Annotated in this window: 15 protein-coding genes; 4 read left to right on the forward strand and 11 right to left on the reverse strand. The window is 71.9% G+C overall.

Going from position 1 to position 19319, the window contains the following annotated elements:
• Window positions 1–18 precede the first annotated feature (18 nt).
• Genes H283_RS0106235 through ileS form a run of 10 tightly spaced genes read right to left on the reverse strand, consistent with a single transcriptional unit; the run spans window position 19 to window position 11051 of the window.
• Window positions 19–2025: a penicillin-binding protein 2 gene (locus tag H283_RS0106235; protein WP_020142656.1), complete on the reverse strand. Its 2007-nt coding sequence runs from the start codon at window positions 2023–2025 to the stop codon at window positions 19–21.
• The gene (locus tag H283_RS28360; RefSeq protein ID WP_028785368.1) at window positions 2022–2522 is read right to left on the reverse strand and encodes a hypothetical protein; all 501 of its coding nucleotides are present in this window, start codon (window positions 2520–2522) and stop codon (window positions 2022–2024) included. Before H283_RS28360 ends, H283_RS0106235 begins: the two co-directional genes overlap by 4 nt.
• On the reverse strand, window positions 2519–3343 hold the full coding sequence (gene mreC / locus H283_RS0106245; RefSeq protein ID WP_020142658.1) for a rod shape-determining protein MreC: 825 nt from the start codon (window positions 3341–3343) through the stop codon (window positions 2519–2521). Before mreC ends, H283_RS28360 begins: the two co-directional genes overlap by 4 nt.
• A gap of 4 nt (window positions 3344–3347) precedes the next feature.
• Window positions 3348–4382, reverse strand: a complete 1035-nt coding sequence (locus H283_RS0106250; RefSeq protein WP_020142659.1) for a rod shape-determining protein — start codon at window positions 4380–4382, stop codon at window positions 3348–3350.
• Between the two features lie 18 nt (window positions 4383–4400).
• On the reverse strand, window positions 4401–4829 hold the full coding sequence (ndk, locus tag H283_RS0106255) for a nucleoside-diphosphate kinase (protein WP_020142660.1): 429 nt from the start codon (window positions 4827–4829) through the stop codon (window positions 4401–4403).
• Complete coding sequence (locus H283_RS0106260; protein ID WP_020142661.1) at window positions 4826–5245, reverse strand: DUF4233 domain-containing protein; 420 nt, start codon at window positions 5243–5245, stop codon at window positions 4826–4828. The genes ndk and H283_RS0106260 overlap by 4 nt, the downstream gene beginning before the upstream one ends.
• A 39-nt stretch (window positions 5246–5284) precedes the next feature.
• Window positions 5285–5731, reverse strand: coding sequence for a hypothetical protein (locus H283_RS0106265; protein WP_020142662.1), 447 nt, complete (start codon window positions 5729–5731; stop codon window positions 5285–5287).
• Window positions 5732–5767: 36 nt separating this feature from the next.
• Window positions 5768–7159, reverse strand: a complete 1392-nt coding sequence (locus H283_RS0106270; RefSeq protein ID WP_020142663.1) for a folylpolyglutamate synthase/dihydrofolate synthase family protein — start codon at window positions 7157–7159, stop codon at window positions 5768–5770.
• Window positions 7156–7770 carry a GNAT family N-acetyltransferase gene (locus tag H283_RS24230; RefSeq protein WP_020142664.1) on the reverse strand — a complete coding sequence of 205 codons (615 nt, stop codon included), beginning with the start codon at window positions 7768–7770 and terminating at the stop codon, window positions 7156–7158. Before H283_RS24230 ends, H283_RS0106270 begins: the two co-directional genes overlap by 4 nt.
• Window positions 7767–11051, reverse strand: a complete 3285-nt coding sequence (ileS, locus tag H283_RS0106280) for an isoleucine--tRNA ligase (RefSeq protein ID WP_028785369.1) — start codon at window positions 11049–11051, stop codon at window positions 7767–7769. The genes H283_RS24230 and ileS overlap by 4 nt, the downstream gene beginning before the upstream one ends.
• Window positions 11052–11325: 274 nt before the next feature.
• Here ileS and H283_RS0106285 point away from each other — a divergent pair, with 274 nt between their 5' ends.
• The 4 genes from H283_RS0106285 (at window position 11326) to H283_RS0106305 (ending at window position 17069) form a co-directional block, all read left to right on the forward strand.
• Window positions 11326–12696, forward strand: coding sequence for an FAD-binding oxidoreductase (locus H283_RS0106285; protein ID WP_020142666.1), 1371 nt, complete (start codon window positions 11326–11328; stop codon window positions 12694–12696).
• A 109-nt stretch (window positions 12697–12805) separates the two neighbouring features.
• A complete protein-coding gene (locus H283_RS0106295; protein WP_156023024.1) occupies window positions 12806–13861 on the forward strand; it encodes a M28 family metallopeptidase in 1056 nt (351 codons plus the stop codon).
• A 63-nt stretch (window positions 13862–13924) separates the two neighbouring features.
• Entirely contained in the window at window positions 13925–14458 is a 534-nt protein-coding gene (locus H283_RS0106300; RefSeq protein WP_028785370.1) for an NUDIX hydrolase family protein, read from the forward strand.
• A gap of 361 nt (window positions 14459–14819) precedes the next feature.
• A complete protein-coding gene (locus tag H283_RS0106305; RefSeq protein ID WP_020665705.1) occupies window positions 14820–17069 on the forward strand; it encodes a hypothetical protein in 2250 nt (749 codons plus the stop codon).
• A gap of 160 nt (window positions 17070–17229) precedes the next feature.
• Here the strand turns inward: H283_RS0106305 and H283_RS0106310 are convergent, their stop codons facing one another.
• Complete coding sequence (locus tag H283_RS0106310; RefSeq protein WP_020142670.1) at window positions 17230–19221, reverse strand: TIGR03960 family B12-binding radical SAM protein; 1992 nt, start codon at window positions 19219–19221, stop codon at window positions 17230–17232.
• Window positions 19222–19319 lie beyond the last annotated feature (98 nt).

The following is a 19319-nucleotide window of genomic DNA, read 5'->3' on the forward strand; positions in this document are numbered from 1 at the left end:
GGAGCCACGGGGACGGGGCTAGAGCCCCAGGGCAAGGATCGCATCGAAGATCTGCCGCACGGCAGGGGCGGCCACCTTCGAGCCCGAGCCGCCCTGGCCGACGACGACCACGACGGCATACTTCGGCTTCGTCGTCGGTCCGTAGCCGGCGAACCAGGCGGTGGCCTGCTTGCCGAAGACCTCGCCCGTGCCCGTCTTGCCCGCGAGCGGGTAGCGGTCCTGCGGGAAGCCGGTGAAGGCCGTGCCCGCCGAACCTCCGGGTCGGGTCACGTCGCCCAGGGCTGAGCGGACGTAGGCCAGCACGTCGCGTCGCAGCGGCACCGTGGCCACGCGCTTCGGCGCGATCACCGTCGTCGCGCCGGCGGCCGTGCGGTAGCCAGCCGCCACCTGGGGCTGCCACAGGGTGCCCCCGTTGGCGATCGCGGCGTAGACCCCCGCCATCTGGAGGATCGTCACGGCCGTGTCGCCCTGTCCGATGGAGAAGTTCACGGCGTCGCCGGCGCGGTACTGGTAGCCGGCCGAGCAGTTCTCGCCGGCGAGCCGCTTGAGGTAGTCGGCACGCGCCCGGTCGGTGCGGGCGACCTCCGGATAGCCCGTGCTCGCCCGGCGGCACGTCTCGCCCTTCGTCGCGAGCCAGTACTGCTCCTTCCAGGCTCGGTCGGGGACCCGTCCGGCCGCCTCGCCCGGCACGTCGACGCCGGTGCGCCGCCCCAGCCCGAAGGCCTTCGCCATCGAGACGAACGGGTCGGCGGCGCCGACCGGCGCGGCGAGACCGCCCTGCTCGAGCCACGCGGCATACGCGAGCCGGTAGAAGACGGTGTCGCACGAGACGACGAGGGCGCGGTGCAGGTCGATGGGGCCGTAGCCCCGCGACTCGAAGTTGTTGAAGAGCCGACCGCCGACGGAGACGTTGGGCGAGCAGTCGTACGTCCCGTCGAGCCGGGCCCCGGAGCTGACGGCAGCGGGCACCGAGATCACCTTGAAGGTCGACGCCGGCGGGAACGTCTCGGCCGTCAGCCGGGAGCGCAGTGGTGAGCCGGTCCGAGCGTCGGTGAGACGGGCGAGCTCGGTCGTGCTGATGCCGCCGGAGAAGACGGCGGGGTCGTAGGACGGGTAGCTGGCCGCCGCGACCACCGCACCGTTCGTCACGTCCACGACGACCGCGGCCGCCGTGTCGGCGCGCAGCTTCTGCGCCCGGGCCGACGCGACGGCTCGCACGAGCGCGGCCTCGGTGCGGGCCTGCAGCCCGGCGTCGAGGTGGGTCACGACGTCGCGTCCGGCCACCGGGGCGACCGAGCTGACGGTGTCGGTGACGATGCCACGCGGGTCGATCGCGACGACGGTGCGCCCGTTCGTGCCGCGCAGCACCCCGTCGTACTGCGCCTCGAGTCCGGAGCGCCCGACGACGTCCTCCGCGTCGATGCGCCCCCCGCTCCCGGTCACGTCGTCGGCGCCGGCTCGGGCGACCCAGCCGAGCAGGTGGGCGGCGAGGGCTCCGTCGGGCCGGGGGTAGGCCCGCGCGGGCTCGGTCGTGACGCCGACACCGGGGTACTTCTCGGGCTGCTCGAGCAGCGTCAGCGCCCGGCGCGCGTCGACGCCGGTCGCGACGGGGATCGGCACGTAGGGCGACCCGTTGAAGCAGGCCGGAGACGGCGGCGCCCCCGCCGTGCCGCACAGCATCGTCTTGCCCCACAGACGCTCGAACGGCTGCCCCACGGCCTGTGCGAGGCGGGTCACGAGGTCGCGTCCGCCGTCGTCCGACCCGACGAGCACCGAGCGCTGCACCGTGAGGACGGTGTCGAAGCTGTTGGCGACGAAGGGCGTGCCGCTGCGGTCGAGGATCCGGCCGCGCAGGGCGTGCTCGGTGACGGTCCGCGTGTTGACCGTGACCGCGGCGCGGGCGAGCTCGGGCCCGTCGACGAGCTGGAGCTGTCCCAGACGGCCGAGCAGCAGGCCGAAGAGCGTGACGAGCAGGACGAGCACGACACCGGCGACGCCGACCCGCCGGCGCGAGCCGCGCCTCACCCGAGTCTCCGCCGCACGAGGGCCCGGTCGAGGGCGAGGAGGGCCGGCAGCAGCAGACCGCCGACGAGCACCGTCACGAGCAGCCGCCACACCCCGTCGACCAGCTCCACGCTGCCCTTGGCGAGCACGGCCGAGCCGAGGCGTCCGACGAGGACGACGGCAGCGGCGGCGAGCAGCGCCGCCGGGGCGCGCAGCGGCGAGCGCGACGACGACCTGCGGAAGAAGCCTGCGACGAGCCCCGCGAGCATCATGACGAGCGGGGCCAGCCCGAGCGGGCTGCCGACGGGTGGCACGAGCTCGACGACCCACCCGGCCAGCAGCCCCACGAGGGCACCGTGCACCGGACCGCGGAGCACGGCGGTCGCCACGACCCCGACGAGCACGAGGTCTGGCACCCATCGGGGCTCCGCACCGAGGCGCGGCAACAGCGTCGCGACGACGAGCGCCGCCACGAGGACGTATGCCGTCCGCAGCACTCCCAGCAGCGTCGGCCTCATCGTCGGGCGCCCGTCGGCGAGCGGGGGGTCGAGCGCGCGACCGGGACGACGACGGCGACGACGTCGATCGCGTCGGGGTCGACGCTCGGCCGCACCGTGGCACCACGCGTCAGCTGGCCGCGGTCGGGGTCGACGGCGCTCACGGTGCCGACGACGATCCCGGCGGCATACGGCGTCTCGTCGACGCTGCCGAGGGTGCGCACGACGTCCCCGACGACGGGAGTGGACGGCGCGATGCCCACGAGCCGGAGCGAGCCGCGGGGCCGGGACTCCGAGTCCCCCGGCGCCGGCGGCGAGACCGTGCCGAGCGTGCCGGCGGGCCCGACGCGCACCGCCACGACCGAGTCGGCGCTGCCGAGCACCTGCACGTCGCTCGTCCACGGCGACACGGACACGACGCGACCGACGAGACCGTCGGCGGCCACGACCGTCGAGTCGGTCCTGACCCCGTCCCGGGAGCCGACGTCGATCGTCACGCTCCGGCCGCCGAGCGCGCTGACGTCGGTAGCGACGACGCGGGCCGGCAGAAGGGTGCGCCCCGTGGCGGCGCCCCCGCCGAGCAGCTCGTCGAGCCGTCCGAGCTCGTCGAGGCGGTGCTGCTGGTCAGCCGCCAGGGCCCGCAGACGGACGTTCTCGCTCTCGATGGCGGCGAGGTCGTCGCGCGGCGCTCCGGCGAGCGCACGTTGCACCGGCCCCAGCACGAGCCCGCCGGCTCGGCGCACCCCGTCCGCGACCGCGAGGTGGGCGAGGTCTGCGACGAGCAGGGCGACCGTGAGCGAGGCGAGGACGACGAGGAGGCGGCGGCGGACGGTCGGCTGCATGCGACTAGAGGCGGTGGTCCCCGACGAGGACGCGTTCGAGGCCGGCGAACTCGTCGACGCACCGGCCGGCACCGCGGGCCACGGCCCGGAGCGGGTCGTCGGCGACCTGGACCGGCACGCCGAGCTCGTGGCGCATCCGCTCGTCGAGGCCGCGCAGCAGGGCACCTCCCCCGGTCAGCGTGATGCCGCGGTCGAGGATGTCGCCGGCGAGCTCGGGTGGGCACACGTCGAGCGTCGCCCGGACGAGCTCGATGATCTGCAGGACCGGCGTCTCGATGGCCCGGCGCACCTCGACCGAGCTCACCTGCACCGTCTTGGGCAGACCGGTCACGAGGTCGCGTCCGCGCAGGCGCGTCGTCAGCTCCTCCCGCAACGGGAAGACCGACCCGACGGCGACCTTGATGTCCTCCGCGCTGCGCTCCCCCAGCAGGAGGGAGTACTCGCTCTTGACGTAGCCGATGAGGGCCTCGTCGATCTCGTCACCGGCGATCCGCAGCGAGTTCGACGTGACGATGCCGCCGAGGCTGATGACCGCGACGTCGGTCGTGCCGCCGCCGATGTCGACGACCATGCTCGCGGCCGTCTCGTAGACGGGCAGGCCGGCACCGATGGCGGCCGCCATCGGCTCCTCGATCATGTAGACGCGGCGCGCGCCGCACCGGGTCGCGGCGTCCTCGAGGGCCCGGCGCTCGACACCGGTCACCTCGCTCGGCACGCAGAGCACCATGCGGGGGCGGACGAGTCGCGAGGTGCGCACCTGGTCGATGAACCAACGCAGCATGCGCTCGGTCTCGTCGGCGTCGGAGACGACGCCGTCACGCAGCGGCCGGACCGCCCGGATGGTGCCCGGTGCTCGCCCGAGCATCTCCTTGGCCCGGGTGCCGGCGGCGACGAGGCGACCGGTGCCCACCTCCACGGCCACGACCGACGGCTCCTCGACGACGACCCCGCGACCCCGGACGTGGATCAGGGTGTTGGCGGTGCCGAGGTCGATCGCGAGGTCACGCCCCAAGGGGCGCAGCCACGGTCGGGAGGTCATGCCGCGATTGTGCCCCGATCAGCCCTCGAGATCGGGGAACCAGATGCCGATCTCGCGTGTGGCGGACTCGTGGGAGTCGGATCCGTGCACGATGTTCTGCTGCACCTTGGTGCCCCAGTCGCGGCCGAGGTCGCCGCGGATCGTCCCGGGCGCGGCCTCCGTCGGGTTGGTGGCGCCGGCGAGGTTGCGGAAGCCCTTGACGCAGTCCTCGCCCTCGACGACGACCGCCGTGACGGCGCCGGAGCTCATGAACTCGACGAGCGGCTCGTAGAAGGGCTTGCCCTCGTGCTCCGCGTAGTGCGCGGCGAGCTGCTCGCGGGTCGGCGTCAGCACGGAGAGAGCGACCAGTCGGTAGCCCTTCCCCTCGATGCGACGCAGCACCTCACCGGTGAGGCCGCGCTGGAAACCGTCGGGCTTGACGAGGACGAGGGAACGTTCGGTGGTCACCCGTCCACCCTATCGGCCGCCTCGCCGTCGGCCGCGGCCGCTTCACGACGGGCCACGACGGCGTCGACCTGGGCGCCCTTGACGAGACAGGTGACCCACAGCGCGAGGAAGAAGAGACCGACGATGAGCATCATCGGCACGACGAGGGCACTGAGCAGGGTCAGCGCCTGGACGACCCAGCCCAGCGTGACGCCCCACGGGCGGCGCATGAGGCCGGCGGCCACGATGCTCAGCGCGCCGAGCCCGAGGCCGACGACGAGGTATGCCGTGCTCGGCCCGCTTCCCTCGTCGGTGGCCGCGATGGCCCGGGCCACGAGGGCACCGAGCAGGATGCAGATGGCCTGGCCGCCGAGCACGGTCGCGAGCATGCGGAAGGTGAACTTGCCGGTCTGGCCGTAGAAGATGATCGAACGCATCGGAGTGGGTCTCGCCTCGGTGGTCTCGTGCCGGTGGGCTCAGTAGTTCTGGGTGGTGTCCCAGGTGCGGATGATGGCCTGGGCCTCGGCCCCGCTCGCCCCCGTCGCCTCGGCGTAGAGGCTCATCGCGTCCTCGCGCCGACCGGCGAGGATGAGCTCGCTGATCCGCGACCGGGCCTCGTCGGTGAGCCGGCCGTCGGTGTAGGAGGCCGCGGCGTCGCGAACGCCCGGCCCCTGGCCCGGGACGAACCAGCTGTCGACGGCCCGCTTGGCGTCGGCGAGCGGCGCCCCGGTCGCCTCGCGGTAGATCTTGATGGCGTTGATCTTGTGACCGGCGCTGATCTCGCGGCTCACCCTGGCGCGGACGGTGTCGGTCAGGCCGACGAGCTCACGGTCGGGGTCCTTGCGTCCCATGACCCGTCCCCAGACGACGATCGCGAGGACGACGATGATGACGATGAGGACGAGCTTCACCAGGGGGTGCATGGGGCCAGCCTAGGTCGGGGTCGCGGGGTGGTCGGGTCAGAGATCGGTGTGGCCGAGGAGCATCCGGACCTCGCCCGCGGTGATGACCGACCCGGTGGCGACGACACCGCCACCCATGCCCTCGGACTCGGCGATCGTCACGGCCTGCTCGAGGGCGTCCGGCAGGTCGCGGACGACCGTGACCCGGGACTCGCCGAAGAGCTCCACGGCGAGCGCACCGAGGGCCTCGGGCCGCATCGCGCGTGGTGAGGAGCTGCGGGTGACGACGATGTGGTCGAGGGCCGGCTCGAGCACCTCGAGCATCCCGGCGGCGTCCTTGTCGGCGACGATGCCGACGAGCCCGACGAGACGGGTGAAGGAGAACGCCTCCCCGAGGGCGGCCACGAGGGAACGGGCGCCGTGCGGGTTGTGTGCCGCGTCGACGAGGACCGTCGGAGACCGTCGGACGATCTCGAGGCGCCCCGGCGAGGTCATGCCGGCGACGGCCGCGGTCAGCACGTCTGGCTCGATGCGCTGCTCGCCTCCCCCGAGGAAGGACTCGACCGCCGCGACGGCGGTGGCGAGGTTGCTCGCCTGGTGCGCGCCGTGGAGCGGGAGGAAGAGGTCGGCGTACTCCCCCGCGAGCCCCCGGATCGACACCTGCTGGCCGCCGATCGCGACCTCGCGCGCAAGGACACCGAAGTCGTTGCCCTCGAAGACGATCCGGGCCCCGCCGACCTCCTCGACACGGTCGATGAGGACGCGCGCGACGTCCTCGTCCTGCACGCCCGAGACGGTGACGGAGTCGGCCTTGATGATGCCGCTCTTCTCCTCGGCGATGGAGACGACGTCGTCACCGAGGAGGTGGGTGTGGTCGAGGTCGACCGGGGTGACGACGGCGACCTGGGCGTCGATGACGTTGGTGGCGTCCCACGAGCCGCCGAGACCCACCTCGATGATCGCCACGTCGACGGGGGCGTCGGCGAACGCGGCGTAGGCGAGGGCCACGAGCACCTCGAAGAAGTTCATCCGGCGACCGCCCGACTCGAGCGACCGGGCATCGACGAGCTCGATGAGAGGCGCCACCTCGTCGTAGGCGGCGATGAACTTCTCACGCGGGATCGGCTTGCCCGACAGCGTGATCCGCTCACGGATGTCATGCAGGTGGGGCGACGTGAACCGGCCGGTGGACAGCCCGGTCTCGCGCAGGATCGAGTCGATCATACGGCTCGTCGACGTCTTGCCGTTCGTGCCGGTCAGGTGGATCGAGGGATAGGTGCGCTGCGGGTCGCCGGCGAGCTCCATGACAGCGCGGATGCGGTCCAGCGACGGACCGATGTCGTTCTCGGGCGCCCGCGCGAGGATCTCCTCCTCGATCTCGCGCATCCGCTTCATCTCCTCGAGGTTGCGCGCGGCCTCGACGGCAGCGGCGTCGGGGCGGCCGTTCATGACGGCTCCCCCTTCTCGAGCTCGCGGACCATCCACACGCTCTCGGGCAGGCCCGACCCCGGCGTCTCGCGGTGCGTCTCGACGAAGCCGTGGCGCGCGTAGAAGCGCGCCGCCTGCTGGTTGCCCTCGAGGTAGGAGAGCGTGATGCGCGGGTGCTCGTTCTCGCGGGCCCGCTCGACGACGGCGTCCATGAGGCGGGAGCCGATCCCGTGCCCGTGGTGCCCGGGCAGGACGTAGAGCTTCCACAGGACGAAGGACTCGTCCTGGGGGCCGAAGGTCGCGACCCCGACGACCTCGTCACCCTGGACGGCCACGAGGGTGCGGCCCTTGCGGATGGAGTCGGTGACGACGTCGCTCGTCCACCACTTCGCGAGGCCCATGGCGACGTACTCGGGTCCGGCGATCGGCTCGTAGGTCGCGAGCCAGGTGCGGTGCCCGACGGACAGGACGCCCGCCAGGTCGTCGCCGACGGCGCCGCGCACCACGACCCCGTCAGTCGGCTGCGTGTCGGTGCGGGTCCCGGAGTCGGTGGGGCCGGGGGTCGGGTCGTCGTCGGGGGTCGGGCTCACGTCGGCGGCCTCCAGCTCGTCCTCGCGGTTCGCGGCGATCATCGCTTGACCACGACGATCGTCGCGGGGTGGTTGTCGCCGACGACGACGTCGGTCGGCGTGCCCGGCAGCCCGTCGGGCAGGGCGTGGTCGGGTCCGGCAGCGGCGAACTGCGTCGCGAGCGTCTCACCGACGATGAGGTCACGGTGCGTCACCGTGGCCTCGAACACCTCGGCCCCGCCCTGGACGGTCAGGCTGATGCGGTCGCTGACGTGCAGGCCGGTGTCGCGCCTGGCCTGCTGGACCGCCCGGACGAGGTCTCGGGCCAGGCCTTCGGAGGCCAGTGCGGACGTCACCGTCGTGTCGAGCACGACGAAGCCACCCGAGGGCAGCATGGCCGTGGCCCCCGCGTCGGCGTCACCGGCGACGACGGTCTCGAGGGCGTACTCGCCCTCGACGAGCGCGAGGCCCCCGGAGGTCACCGTGCCGTCGGCGTCGACGGTCCAGTCGCCCGACTTGCTGCCCTTGATGGCGCGCTGGACGTCCTTGCCCAGACGCGGCCCGGCCGCGCGGGCGTTGACGGTCAGGCGCTGGCTGACGCCGAAGTCGGCCTCGCTCGCCGTAGCGACGTCGACGAGGGTCAGCGCCTTGACGTTGAGCTCGTCCTGGATGATCGCCCGGAACGGCTCGAGGCTCGCGGGCTCGGCCGCGACGACGGTCAGCTCGGCGAGCGGGAGCCGCGCGCGCAGGCCTCGGGCCTTGCGCAGGCTCGAGCCCGTCGAGCAGATCTCCCGGGCCCGGTCCATCGCCACGACGAGCTCGTGGTCGGCAGGCAGGTCGTCGACGGTCGGGTAGTCGGCGAGGTGCACCGAGCGCTCGCCTGTCAGGCCGCGCCAGATCTCCTCGGTCACGAGCGGCAGGAGGGGCGCCGTGGCCCGCGTGACCGTCTCGAGCGCGGTCCACAGGGTGTCGAAGGCCGCGAGCGACTCGTCGGTCTCCCCGCCCCAGAAGCGGTCGCGGGAGCGGCGGATGTACCAGTTGGTCAGCACGTCGAGGAAGCCGCGCATCGTGTCGCACGCCGCCGCGATCTCGTAGGCGTCGAGCTGCTCGGTCATGTCGCCGACGAACTCGCGCAGCTTGGCCAGCAGGTAGCGGTCGAGGACGTCGGTCGAGCTCGTCGAGCGCTTGGCCTCGTAGCCCTCGCCACCGCGCGCGGTGTTGGCGTAGAGCGAGAAGAACGACCACGCGTTCCACAGCGGGATCATCACCTGGCGCACGCCGTCACGGATGCCCTGCTCGGTGACGACGAGGTTGCCGCCGCGCAGGATCGGGCTGCTCATGAGGAACCAGCGCATCGCGTCGGCGCCGTCGCGGTCGAAGACCTCGCGGACGTCGGGGTAGTTGCGCAGCGACTTGCTCATCTTCTGCCCGTCCGAGCCGAGCACGATGCCGTGGCTGACGCAGGTCTTGAAGGCGGGTCGGTCGAAGAGCGCCGTCGCGAGGATGTGCAGGGTGTAGAACCAGCCGCGCGTCTGGCCGATGTACTCGACGATGAAGTCGCCCGGGAAGTGGTGCTCGAACCAGTCGGCGTTCTCGAACGGGTAGTGCACCTGGGCGAAGCTCATCGAGCCGGAGTCGAACCAGACGTCGAGGACGTCCTCCACGCGGCGCATCGTCGACCGGCCGGACGGGTCGTCGGGGTTCGGACGCGTCAGGCTGTCGATGAAGGGGCGGTGCAGGTCGGTGACCTCGACGCCGAAGTCACGCTCGAGCTCCTCGAACGAGCCGTAGACGTCGAGGCGCGGGAACTCCGGGTTGTCGGACTTCCACACCGGGATCGGGCTGCCCCAGAAGCGGTTGCGCGAGATGGACCAGTCGCGGGCGTTGGCGAGCCACTTGCCGAACTGGCCGTCCTTGATGTGCGAGGGCGTCCACTCGATCTCCTGGTTGAGCTCGAGCATCCGCTCCTTGATCTTCGTGACCTCGACGAACCACGACGAGACCGCCATGTAGATGAGGGGCTCGCGGCAGCGCCAGCAGTGCGGGTAGCTGTGGTCGTAGGTCTCGCGGCGCAGCAGCACCGTGCCGGCCGTCACCGAGCCGGTCTCCCCCTCGCCCCGCGTCGCCGCCTTGAGGTGGTCGATGATGTGGGCGTTGGCGTCGAAGACGTGCATGCCCTCGTAGTCGGTGACGGGCCAGAGGAACCGGCCGTCGGCGCCCACGGGGACGACGGGCTCGATGCCGGCCGCGTCGGTGACGATCTTGTCCTCCTCACCGAAGGCACCGGCGGTGTGGACGAGCCCGGTGCCGTCCTCCGTGGTGACGAAGTCCGCGGGGAAGACGTGGTGCGCGCGCTCGTGCCCCTGGTAGTAGGAGAACGGCGGCGTGAACGAGCGGCCGAGCAGGTCGCTGCCGGTGAGCCGCTCGACGACGCGCTCGTCCAGGGTGGACAGGTCGACGTCGGGCCCGAAGAGGTCCTTGGCGTAGGCCGCGAGCCGGGCCGCACCGATGACGTAGCGCTCGGTGGCGCCGGTGACGTCGGACTCGACGACGACGTAGTCGATGTCCGGGCCGACCATGATGCCGAGGTTGGCCGGCAGCGTCCACGGCGTCGTCGTCCACACGAGCGCGAGCTCGCCGGTCTCGAGGCGCAGGCCGATGGTGACGGCGGGGTCCTGGCGCATCTTGTAGACGTCGTCGTCCATGCGCAGCTCGTGGTTGGACAGCGGTGTCTGGTCGTTCCAGCAGTAGGGCAGGACGCGGAAGCCCTCGTAGACGAGGCCCTTGTCGTGCAGCTGCTTGAAGGCCCAGATGACCGACTCCATGTAGGAGGGCTCGAGCGTCTTGTAGTCGTGGTCGAAGTCGACCCAGCGCGCCTGGCGCGTCACGTAGTCGCGCCACTCACCGGTGTACTTGAGCACCGAGCTGCGGCAGGCGTCGTTGAACGTGTCGATGCCGAGCTCGACGATGTCCTGCTTCGTCTTGAGGCCGAGCTGGCGCTGCGCCTCGAGCTCGGCCGGGAGGCCGTGGGTGTCCCAGCCGAAGCGGCGCTCGACGCGCTTGCCGCGCATCGTCTGGTAGCGCGGGACGATGTCCTTGACGTAGCCGGTGAGCAGGTGGCCGTAGTGCGGCAGGCCGTTGGCGAAGGGCGGTCCGTCGTAGAAGACGAACTCGTTGGAGCCGTCGGTGCCCGCGTCGCGGCCCTCGACCGAGGCGATGAACGTGCCGTCCTCGTCCCAGTACTTCAGGACCCGCTGCTCGATCTCGGGGAAGCGCGGGCTGGACGTGACCCCGCCCGTCGTGGGCTGGTCGGCGTCGTTCGTGGTGACCTTGGGATAGGTCATGCTCGTGGTCTCCTGCGTTCGCGTCTGTTGGTCGCTCGTCTCTGCCACGAGGACGACGTCTCCTGCCGGAGGCTGCCGCGGTACCACCCCGCTTGCCGCACGCTCCCGCCCGCTCGGGCAGACCGCGTACGACCGCTCTTGTCGAAGGCTGTGACGGGCCCACCCGTCCGGTTCTAGTGAGGGTCACCCGCCGTGGAGGGTGACCCCGTTCTTCCGGAGGCTCGCCGCTGATACACGGCTCCGACGCCTGTGCGGACCAGTCTAGCCTGTCGTCATGCCCAGCCTGCCCGAGCAGATCGCCCATCGTGAGGTCACCGACGCGGACGTGCGCCGGTCGTACGCGCTCGACGCGACCGTCGCCCTCGCTCCCCCGCCCGAGGACTTCGCCGTCGTCCGGGCGCGCGACGTCAGCGACGTCGTGGCCGTGCTCGAGCACGCCCAGGCCACCGGCACCCCGGTCGTCCCGCAGGGCGCGCGCACGTCGCGGTCGGGCGGCGCCGTCGCCAGCGAGCACTCCATCGTGCTCAACGTCGAGGCGCTCGACACCATCCACGAGGTGAACGAGCTCGAGGGGTATGCCGTCGTCGGCCCCGGCGTCGTCAACGCGGACCTCAAACGTGCGGCGGCGGCGGCCGGCCTCTTCTACGGCCCGGACCCCGCGTCGTGGGAGACGTGCACCATCGGCGGCAACATCGCGACGAACGCGGGCGGCCTGTGCTGCGTCAAGTACGGCGTCACGTCCGACTGGGTCAAGGCCCTGCAGGTCGTGCTCCCGGGCGGCGAGGTCATGCGCACGGGTCACCGCACCGCCAAGGGCGTCGCCGGCTACGACCTGACCGGTCTCTTCGTCGGGTCCGAGGGCACGCTCGGCGTCGTCACCGAGGCCGTCGTGCGGCTCGACCCGGCGCCCGACGCCGCCCTGACGGCCCTGGCCGTCTTCGACTCGCTCGACGCCGCCGTCGCCGGCATCGTCGCGCTGCGCCGCGACCCGCACCGCCCGTGCCTGCTCGAGATCATCGACCGCACGAGCGTGCGGGCCATCCAGGCGTTCGGGGACTTCGGCTTCCCCGACGACTGCGCGGCGGTCCTGCTCGTCCAGTCCGACCGCCCGGGCCACGTCGCCGAGGACGTCGCGAGGTATGCCGCCCTGCTTGAGTCCGCGGGCGCGACCGACGTCGCGGTGGCTGACGACGCGCAGGAGTCGGAGGCGCTGCTCGCGGGGCGTCGCGTCATGAGCACCGCGTTCGAGGCGATGGGCGGCCGCCTCGCCGAGGACATGTGCGTGCCCATCGGCCGGCTCGCCGAGTTCGTCCGTGGCATCGAGGCCATCTCCGAGCGCCGGTCGGTGCTCATCCCGGTGAGCGGCCACGGCGGCGACGGCAACCTGCACCCCTCGATCGTCTTCGCCCACGACGACCCCGACAGCCTGGCGCGCGCGTGGGAGGCCTTCGACGACCTCATCCGGCTCGGGCTCTCGCTCGACGGCACCATCACCGGCGAGCACGGCATCGGATCGGTCAAGGTGCCGTGGCTCGGCCTCGAGCTCGGGGACGCGGAGCTCGACCGGCAGCGCCGCCTCAAGGCCGTCTTCGACCCGCTCGGGATCATGAACCCCGGCAAGGTCTTCGCCGTTCCCGGCGCCTGAGGCCCGCGTCGCGGGGTCGTGGAGCCCTGTCGGCACCAGGTGCCGGCGGATCTCCACGACCGTGCGGCTCGGGGGGGCCTACCCACAGGTGACCGGGTTAGCGTGCCGGATGGCCGCCTCGACCCGTCGCCGGCGCCGGTCGCGCACCGCGCTGGCCGTCGTCGCCCTCGTCGCGGCTGCGACCGCGTGCACCGGCGGAACGCCGGGTCCCGGGTCCGAGAGCGCCTCCGGCTCGTCCGCCCCGACCTCCTCGCCGCGCTCGGCGCCGACGGCGGCCGCCACACCGACTCCTACTGCGAGCACCCCCTCCGCCTCACCCTCGCCCTCACCCTCGGCGGCCTCACCTGTCGTCCCGCCCGTCGCGGACCCCTTCGACGTCGACACGGTGCTGGGCGGCATACGTGCTCTGGCGGCCATCGGTCCGCGCGACGCTGCGAGCCGCGCGAGCGACCGGGCCGCGGCCTACGTCGCCGGCCGACTGCGTGCGTCCGGCTACCGCGTCACCCTCCAGCCCGTCGCCGTGCCCGCCGGGGTGTCGTGGGGCGTGCGGGTCCCCGCCGGCACGACGGTGGACGTCGTCGCCGACCCGCCCGGCCTCGACCCCACCAAGCCGCACGTCGTCGTGGGTGCGCACCTCGACACGGTGCCGCAGTCGCCCGGGGCCGAGGACAACGCGTCCGGGCTCATGGTCATGGCCGAGGTGGCCCGGATGACGCGCCAGCAGCCCGGCGCGCTCCCCGTGCGGTTCGTCGCGTTCGGCGCCGAGGAGGCGCGCGGCGGCAACGGCACGCTGTACGCGTTCGGCTCGCGGCACTTCGTCGCCGGACTGGGTGCGCCCGAACGACGTGCGGTCCGCGGCATGGTCGCTCTCGACCGAGTGGGTGTGCGCGCCACCGCGGTGCCGGTGTGCCACGTCGCGGGCGCCGACCCCTCCCTCGCCGACGCGATCCGTCGTGCGGCGTCCCGCGTCGCTGCGACCAGGGCCTGCCTCAACAGGGCGAGCGACCACGTGTCGTTCGAGCGGGTCGGCATCCCCGCCGTCCGGATCGGCAGCGTGCCGTATGCGGCGTACCACTCGTCCACCGACGTGCCCGCCGTGGTGGACCGGGGACAGCTCGCCCGCTCGGGGGCCGTCCTCTGGGCGTGGATCCGATCGCTCCGGTGACCTCCGACGCGCCGCGGATGGACCGCGCCCGGGCTCGGCTCACGCGTTTGGCAGGATGACGTCATGACCGAAGTGGACACGACGGGTGCGTGGCTGAGCCGCGAGGACCTCGACAACGCCCGTGACCGACTGCCGATCCTCTACGTCCACGCGATCCCGGTCCGCGTCGACGACCGCGGCGTCGTCACCCACGTCGGGCTGCTGCTCCGCGCCGACAGCGACGGCGGCATCGGCCAGGAGGTCGTCGGCGGTCGGGTGCTCTACCACGAGCGCATCCGCGACGCCCTGACCCGGCACGTCGAGAGCGACCTCGGTCCGATGGCGCTGCCCCGCATCCCCCTGTCGCCGCAGCCGTTCACCGTCGCCGAGTTCTTCCCGACGCCCGGCGTCACGCCCTTCCACGACCCGCGGCAGCACGCCGTCTCGCTCGCGTTCGTCGTCGCCGTCATGGGTGACTGCCGGCCGCAGCAGGACGCCCTCGACCTCTCCTGGGTCACGCCGGAGGAGGCCGCGTCGCTGGCCGTGCGCGGGGAGATGCCCGGCTCGCACGGCGTCCTCGTCCGGCAGGCTCTGGCGCACGTGGGTTTCCCGGTCTAAAGGCGGGCATTTCGCGGAATGGCTTGAAAGGCAGGACAGTTCGCGACTTCGTTGCGGACTTCAATCGCAAAAGGGACGGGATCCTGGGAACCGCTGTGCGGCCCGACCCACGTGCTTAACGTCGAGAGTTGAGCACCGGTCGGCCCTGCGCGGCGACTCCGTGGGGGCGGAGCTCTCGTGGTCCTCTCTGCCACCCGAGCCGCAGGCACACCGTCGACGGATGCTCTCCACCCGGATCGGGGGCCGGACAACCGGCACACATTGGAGACGCAGCATGAATCGTTCATGGATCGTGTCTCGGGGGAAGTCCAGCACATCGGCAGGACGGACACATCGCAGCTTCAGGCGCAAGGCCACGGGCATGCTCGCGGCGACCGCGCTGGTCATGGCGGGAGTCCTGATGAACCCGCTCATCGCTCGGGCCGCGGACGGCCCGTTCACCATCGACGGCGTCGTGCCCGACGCAGGCACGACCCAGCTCACCGACCTCTCGGGCAACGTCAAGGAGCTCGGGCCGATCAACTCGAACACGACGAAGATCGGCGTCATCCACAACGCCACGTCCCCGATGCTGGGGCTCACCAACCCCAACGCCCAGGTCGACCTGCGCAACGCGTGGCTCGACACCGAGCGTGACACGAGCACCGGCCACGACTGGCTCTACTTCGCGTGGGAGCGGGACGCCAACAGCGGCAGCGGCTTCATCGCGTACGAGTTCATGCAGGACCCACCTCCTGCCGCCTGCGCCTACGACACCGCGACGGACGCGCAGCTCACCGCGAGCTGCAACCCGTGGGCCAACCGCCGGGCCGGCGACTTCATGATCCTCTGGGACCAGCAGGGTGGCAGTCGTGACCTCATCCTGCGCACGTGGTCCGGCACCAAGCCGAACCTCACCCTGAGCGCCGGGACGACGCTCGACGCCACCGTCTCGCAGGCCGCCTTCAGCACGGACGGCTTCAAGGGCGAGGCGGCGGTCGACCTGACCGCCACGATCTTCGGCGGTGGGACGGCATGCAAGTCGTTCGCCAACACGATCCCGAGCACCGTGACCGGCAACTCCGACACGGCCGACTACAAGGACACGATCCTCAAGAACGCGCCGCCGATCACCAACTGCACCTCCACGACCGTGACGACGCCCAAGACGGGCGCCGGCAACCCGATCGTGGGCAACCTGTCCATCGGGACCGGCGTCGTCCCGGTGAAGGACTCTGCCGTCGTCAGCCTCACCGGAGGCACGGCCACCCCAGCCGGCTCGGTCGCCTTCTCCCTGTGCAAGGTGGACTCACCCGGGCTGTGCACCTCGGGCGGCACGTCGGTGGGTTCGACGAACCTCACCGGAACGGCCTACCCCGTGACGGTCCTCTCCCCGACGGCATACGTCACCTCGGCAGGACGCTACTGCTGGCGCGCCACCTTCGGCGGCGACTCGGCCAACGGCATCCCCAGCTCGAGCGACTCCAGCAGCACCGAGTGCTTCACCGTCGACCCGGTCACCCCGACGCTCGGCACCACGGCGGGCGCGGACGTCAACATCGGCGAGGCGATCACCGACCAGGCGAGCATCAGCGGCCTGGCGACCCAGCCCGCCAGCCCGGTGATCAACACCACCAACACGGCAGGCGCGGCCGCGGGTGGCACGATCACGTTCACGCTCTACGGTCCGGACGACTGCACGACCGTCGCCTACACCTCGAGCGCCGTCACCGTCAGCGGGAACGGCACCTACAACACGCCGAGTCCGCAGTTCCTGGCCGCAGCACCCGGCACGTACCACTGGGTGGCCTCCTACAGCGGCAACGCGCCGAACAACAACGCGGCCAGCCACAACACCGGGTGCACCGACGTCAACGAGGATGTCGTCGCCGCTCCGGCACACCCGTCGCTGACGACCCAGGCGACCGCCACCGTCGTCCTCGGCACCTCGATCAGTGACGTCGCGACGATCTCGAACGGCTACTTCCCCTCGGGCGGCATCGCTCCGGGGAACGTGACGTTCAAGCTCTACGGTCCGTTCGCCGCCGGCGACACGATCACCTCGACGTCGTGCGTGGACTCGGGCACCGGTGCCAACCTCATCGCTGCCGCCACGAGCACCGTCGCGGCGACCCGCTCGACGGGCACGACCGCCACCGCCACCGCCACGGCCTTCACGCCGACCGCTCCGGGCAAGTACGCCTGGGTGGCCAGCTACGCGGGCAACAGCCAGAACGACCCGGCCTCCGGGACGTGTGGCGACGCCAACGAGGCCAGCATGGTCACGAGGGCACCAGCCTCCCTCACCACGGCGCAGACGCTCCGGCCGCAGGACTCGGTCACCGTCACCGCCGGCGTGGGCGGGACGCCCAGCGGCAACGTGACGTTCTCGCTCTATGCCAGCTCGACGTGCACCGGAACCCCGGCGTACACCGAGACGAAGGCGCTGAGCGGCGCGGGGACGGCCGTCACGGCCAACTCGTCCTTCGAGATCGCCACGGCGAGCGCATCGACCTACAAGTGGCTCGTCACGTACGCCGGTGACGGGAACCACCTGCCGATCAGCGGTTCGTGCGGCGCGGAGAACTTCACGCTCACCATCGCCAACGGCGGCTCGGTCTCGAGCCCGTGAGGTGAGACCCTCCACCTGATCGTGGCCCGGCCGACGGGGAGGCCGGACCACGACCGGGAGACCACAGGCGCTGGGGCCCGTCGAGCGCACGCTCGGCGGGCCCCAGCGACTCCTCGGCCCTACGGACACCTCCGGTCGAGGCCCCTCGGGTGTCGGGAGCTCAGTGCTGGTGCTCCAGGAGGTCCTCCCGGCCGGAGCCGAGGACCGTGAGCGGCAGCAGGGTCTTGCCCGTGGGCCCGATCTCGATCTCCGTGCCCATCTGCGGGCAGACGCCGCAGTCGAAGCACGGGGTCCAGCGGCAGTCGTCGACCTCGGTCTCGTCGAGCGCGTCCTGCCAGTCCTCCCAGAGCCAGTCCTTGTCGAGACCGGAGTCGAGGTGGTCCCACGGCAGCACCTCGGACTCGCCGCGCTCGCGCGTGGTGTACCAGGCGAGGTCGACGGGCACGTCGGCGAAGGCCTCGTCGGCGCTGCGCATCCAGCGCTCGTAGGAGAAGTGCTCGCTCCACCCGTCGAAGCGGCCGCCGTCGCGCCACACGGCCTCGATGACCTTGCCGACCCGGCGGTCACCGCGGGAGAGCAGCCCCTCGACGATGCCGGGCTGGCCGTCGTGGTAGCGGAACCCGATGGACGACCCGTAGCGCTTGTCGGCGCGGATCGCCTCGCGGAGCTTGGCCAGACGCGTGTCGGTCTCCTCGACGCCGAGCTGCGACGCCCACTGGAACGGCGTGTGCGGCTTGGGCACGAAGCCGCCGATCGAGACGGTGCAGCGGATGTCGCGACGACCCGAGACCTGCCGGCCGGTCTCGATGACCTTCTTGGCGAGCTCGGCGATCTGGAGCACGTCCTCGTCGGTCTCGGTGGGCAGGCCGCACATGAAGTAGAGCTTGACCTGCCGCCAGCCGGCGCCGTAGGCCGCGGCGACGGTGTTGATGAGGTCCTCCTCGGACACCATCTTGTTGATGACCTTGCGGATGCGCTCGGACCCGCCCTCGGGCGCGAACGTCAGGCCCGACCGCCGACCGTTGCGGGTCAGCTCGTTGGCGAGGTCGATGTTGAAGGCGTCGACGCGGGTCGACGGGAGCGACAGGCCGGTCTGGGTGCCCTCGTAACGGTCGGCGAGCCCCTTGGTGAGGTCGGCGATCTCCGAGTGGTCGGCCGAGCTCAGCGAGAGCAGACCCACCTCCTCGAACCCCGTTGCGGCCAGGCCACGCTCGACCATCTCGCCGATGCCGGTGATCGACCGCTCGCGCACCGGGCGCGTGATCATGCCGGCCTGGCAGAAGCGGCAGCCGCGCGTGCAGCCGCGGAAGATCTCGACGGACATGCGCTCGTGCACGGACTCCGCGAGCGGCACGAGAGGCTGCTTCGGGTAGGGCCACGCGTCGAGGTCCATGACGGTGTGCTTGGACACGCGCCACGGCACCCCCGTGGCGTCGGCCGCCGGTGCCACCCGCTGGATCCGCCCGTCGGGCAGGTAGGAGACGTCGTAGAAGGCCGGGACGTAGACGCCGCCGGTGCGGGCGAGGCGCAGCAGCACCTCGCGGCGACCGCCGGGCCGGCCCTGGGCCTTCCACTCCCCGACGATGTCGGTGACGGTGAGGACGGCCTGCTCGCCGTCGCCGACGATCGCGGCATCGATGAACGAGGCGATCGGCTCGGGGTTGAAGGCCGCGTGACCGCCCGCGATGACGATCGGGTCGTCGACACCGCGGTCGACCGCGTGCAGCGGGATGCCGGCGAGGTCGAGCGCCGTCAACATGTTGGTGTAGCCGAGCTCCGTCGAGAAGCTGAGGCCGAAGAGGTCGAAGTCACGCACCGAACGGTGCCCGTCGACGGTGAACTGCGGCAGGCCCGCCTCCCGCAGCTGCGCCTCCATGTCGGGCCACACGGCATACGTGCGCTCGGCGAGGGCGTCGGCGCGCTCGTTGAGGACCTCGTAGAGGATCATGACGCCCTGGTTGGGGACGCCGACCTCGTACGCGTCGGGGTACATCAGCGCCCACCGCGTGGTCAGCTCCTCGCCGTCGGGGCCGTGACCGCCGACGTGCCAGTCCTTGACCGTGGAGTTGAGCTCGCCGCCGACGTACTGGATGGGCTTGTTGACCCGCTCCAGCAGGGGCTCGAGGGCGTTGAACAGGGACTCTCCGGGCATCCCGCCATGGTACGTGGGTCAGCCGCCGCACCGAAAACACGGCGAACCGCGCACCCTCGGCCAAGGCCCGGACACGCCGGGGCGCCGGACCTAGTCTG

This window comes from Terracoccus sp. 273MFTsu3.1, assembly GCF_000383675.1.
GTDB lineage: Bacteria > Actinomycetota > Actinomycetes > Actinomycetales > Dermatophilaceae > Terrabacter.

What these genes read in the sequence shown, in the direction of transcription:
- H283_RS28360 (WP_028785368.1), bottom strand. Translation starts at nt 2,522, where the DNA reads ATGAGGCCGACGCTGCTGGGAGTGCTGCGGACGGCATACGTCCTCGTG.
- mreC (WP_020142658.1), bottom strand. Translation starts at nt 3,343, where the DNA reads ATGCAGCCGACCGTCCGCCGCCGCCTCCTCGTCGTCCTCGCCTCGCTC.
- H283_RS0106250 (WP_020142659.1), bottom strand. Translation starts at nt 4,382, where the DNA reads ATGACCTCCCGACCGTGGCTGCGCCCCTTGGGGCGTGACCTCGCGATC.
- H283_RS0106260 (WP_020142661.1), bottom strand. Translation starts at nt 5,245, where the DNA reads ATGCGTTCGATCATCTTCTACGGCCAGACCGGCAAGTTCACCTTCCGC.
- H283_RS0106265 (WP_020142662.1), bottom strand. Translation starts at nt 5,731, where the DNA reads ATGCACCCCCTGGTGAAGCTCGTCCTCATCGTCATCATCGTCGTCCTC.
- H283_RS0106270 (WP_020142663.1), bottom strand. Translation starts at nt 7,159, where the DNA reads ATGAACGGCCGCCCCGACGCCGCTGCCGTCGAGGCCGCGCGCAACCTC.
- H283_RS24230 (WP_020142664.1), bottom strand. Translation starts at nt 7,770, where the DNA reads ATGATCGCCGCGAACCGCGAGGACGAGCTGGAGGCCGCCGACGTGAGC.
- ileS (WP_028785369.1), bottom strand. Translation starts at nt 11,051, where the DNA reads ATGACCTATCCCAAGGTCACCACGAACGACGCCGACCAGCCCACGACG.
- H283_RS0106285 (WP_020142666.1), top strand. Translation starts at nt 11,326, where the DNA reads ATGCCCAGCCTGCCCGAGCAGATCGCCCATCGTGAGGTCACCGACGCG.
- H283_RS0106295 (WP_156023024.1), top strand. Translation starts at nt 12,806, where the DNA reads ATGGCCGCCTCGACCCGTCGCCGGCGCCGGTCGCGCACCGCGCTGGCC.
- H283_RS0106300 (WP_028785370.1), top strand. Translation starts at nt 13,925, where the DNA reads ATGACCGAAGTGGACACGACGGGTGCGTGGCTGAGCCGCGAGGACCTC.
- H283_RS0106305 (WP_020665705.1), top strand. Translation starts at nt 14,820, where the DNA reads ATGCTCGCGGCGACCGCGCTGGTCATGGCGGGAGTCCTGATGAACCCG.
- H283_RS0106310 (WP_020142670.1), bottom strand. Translation starts at nt 19,221, where the DNA reads ATGCCCGGAGAGTCCCTGTTCAACGCCCTCGAGCCCCTGCTGGAGCGG.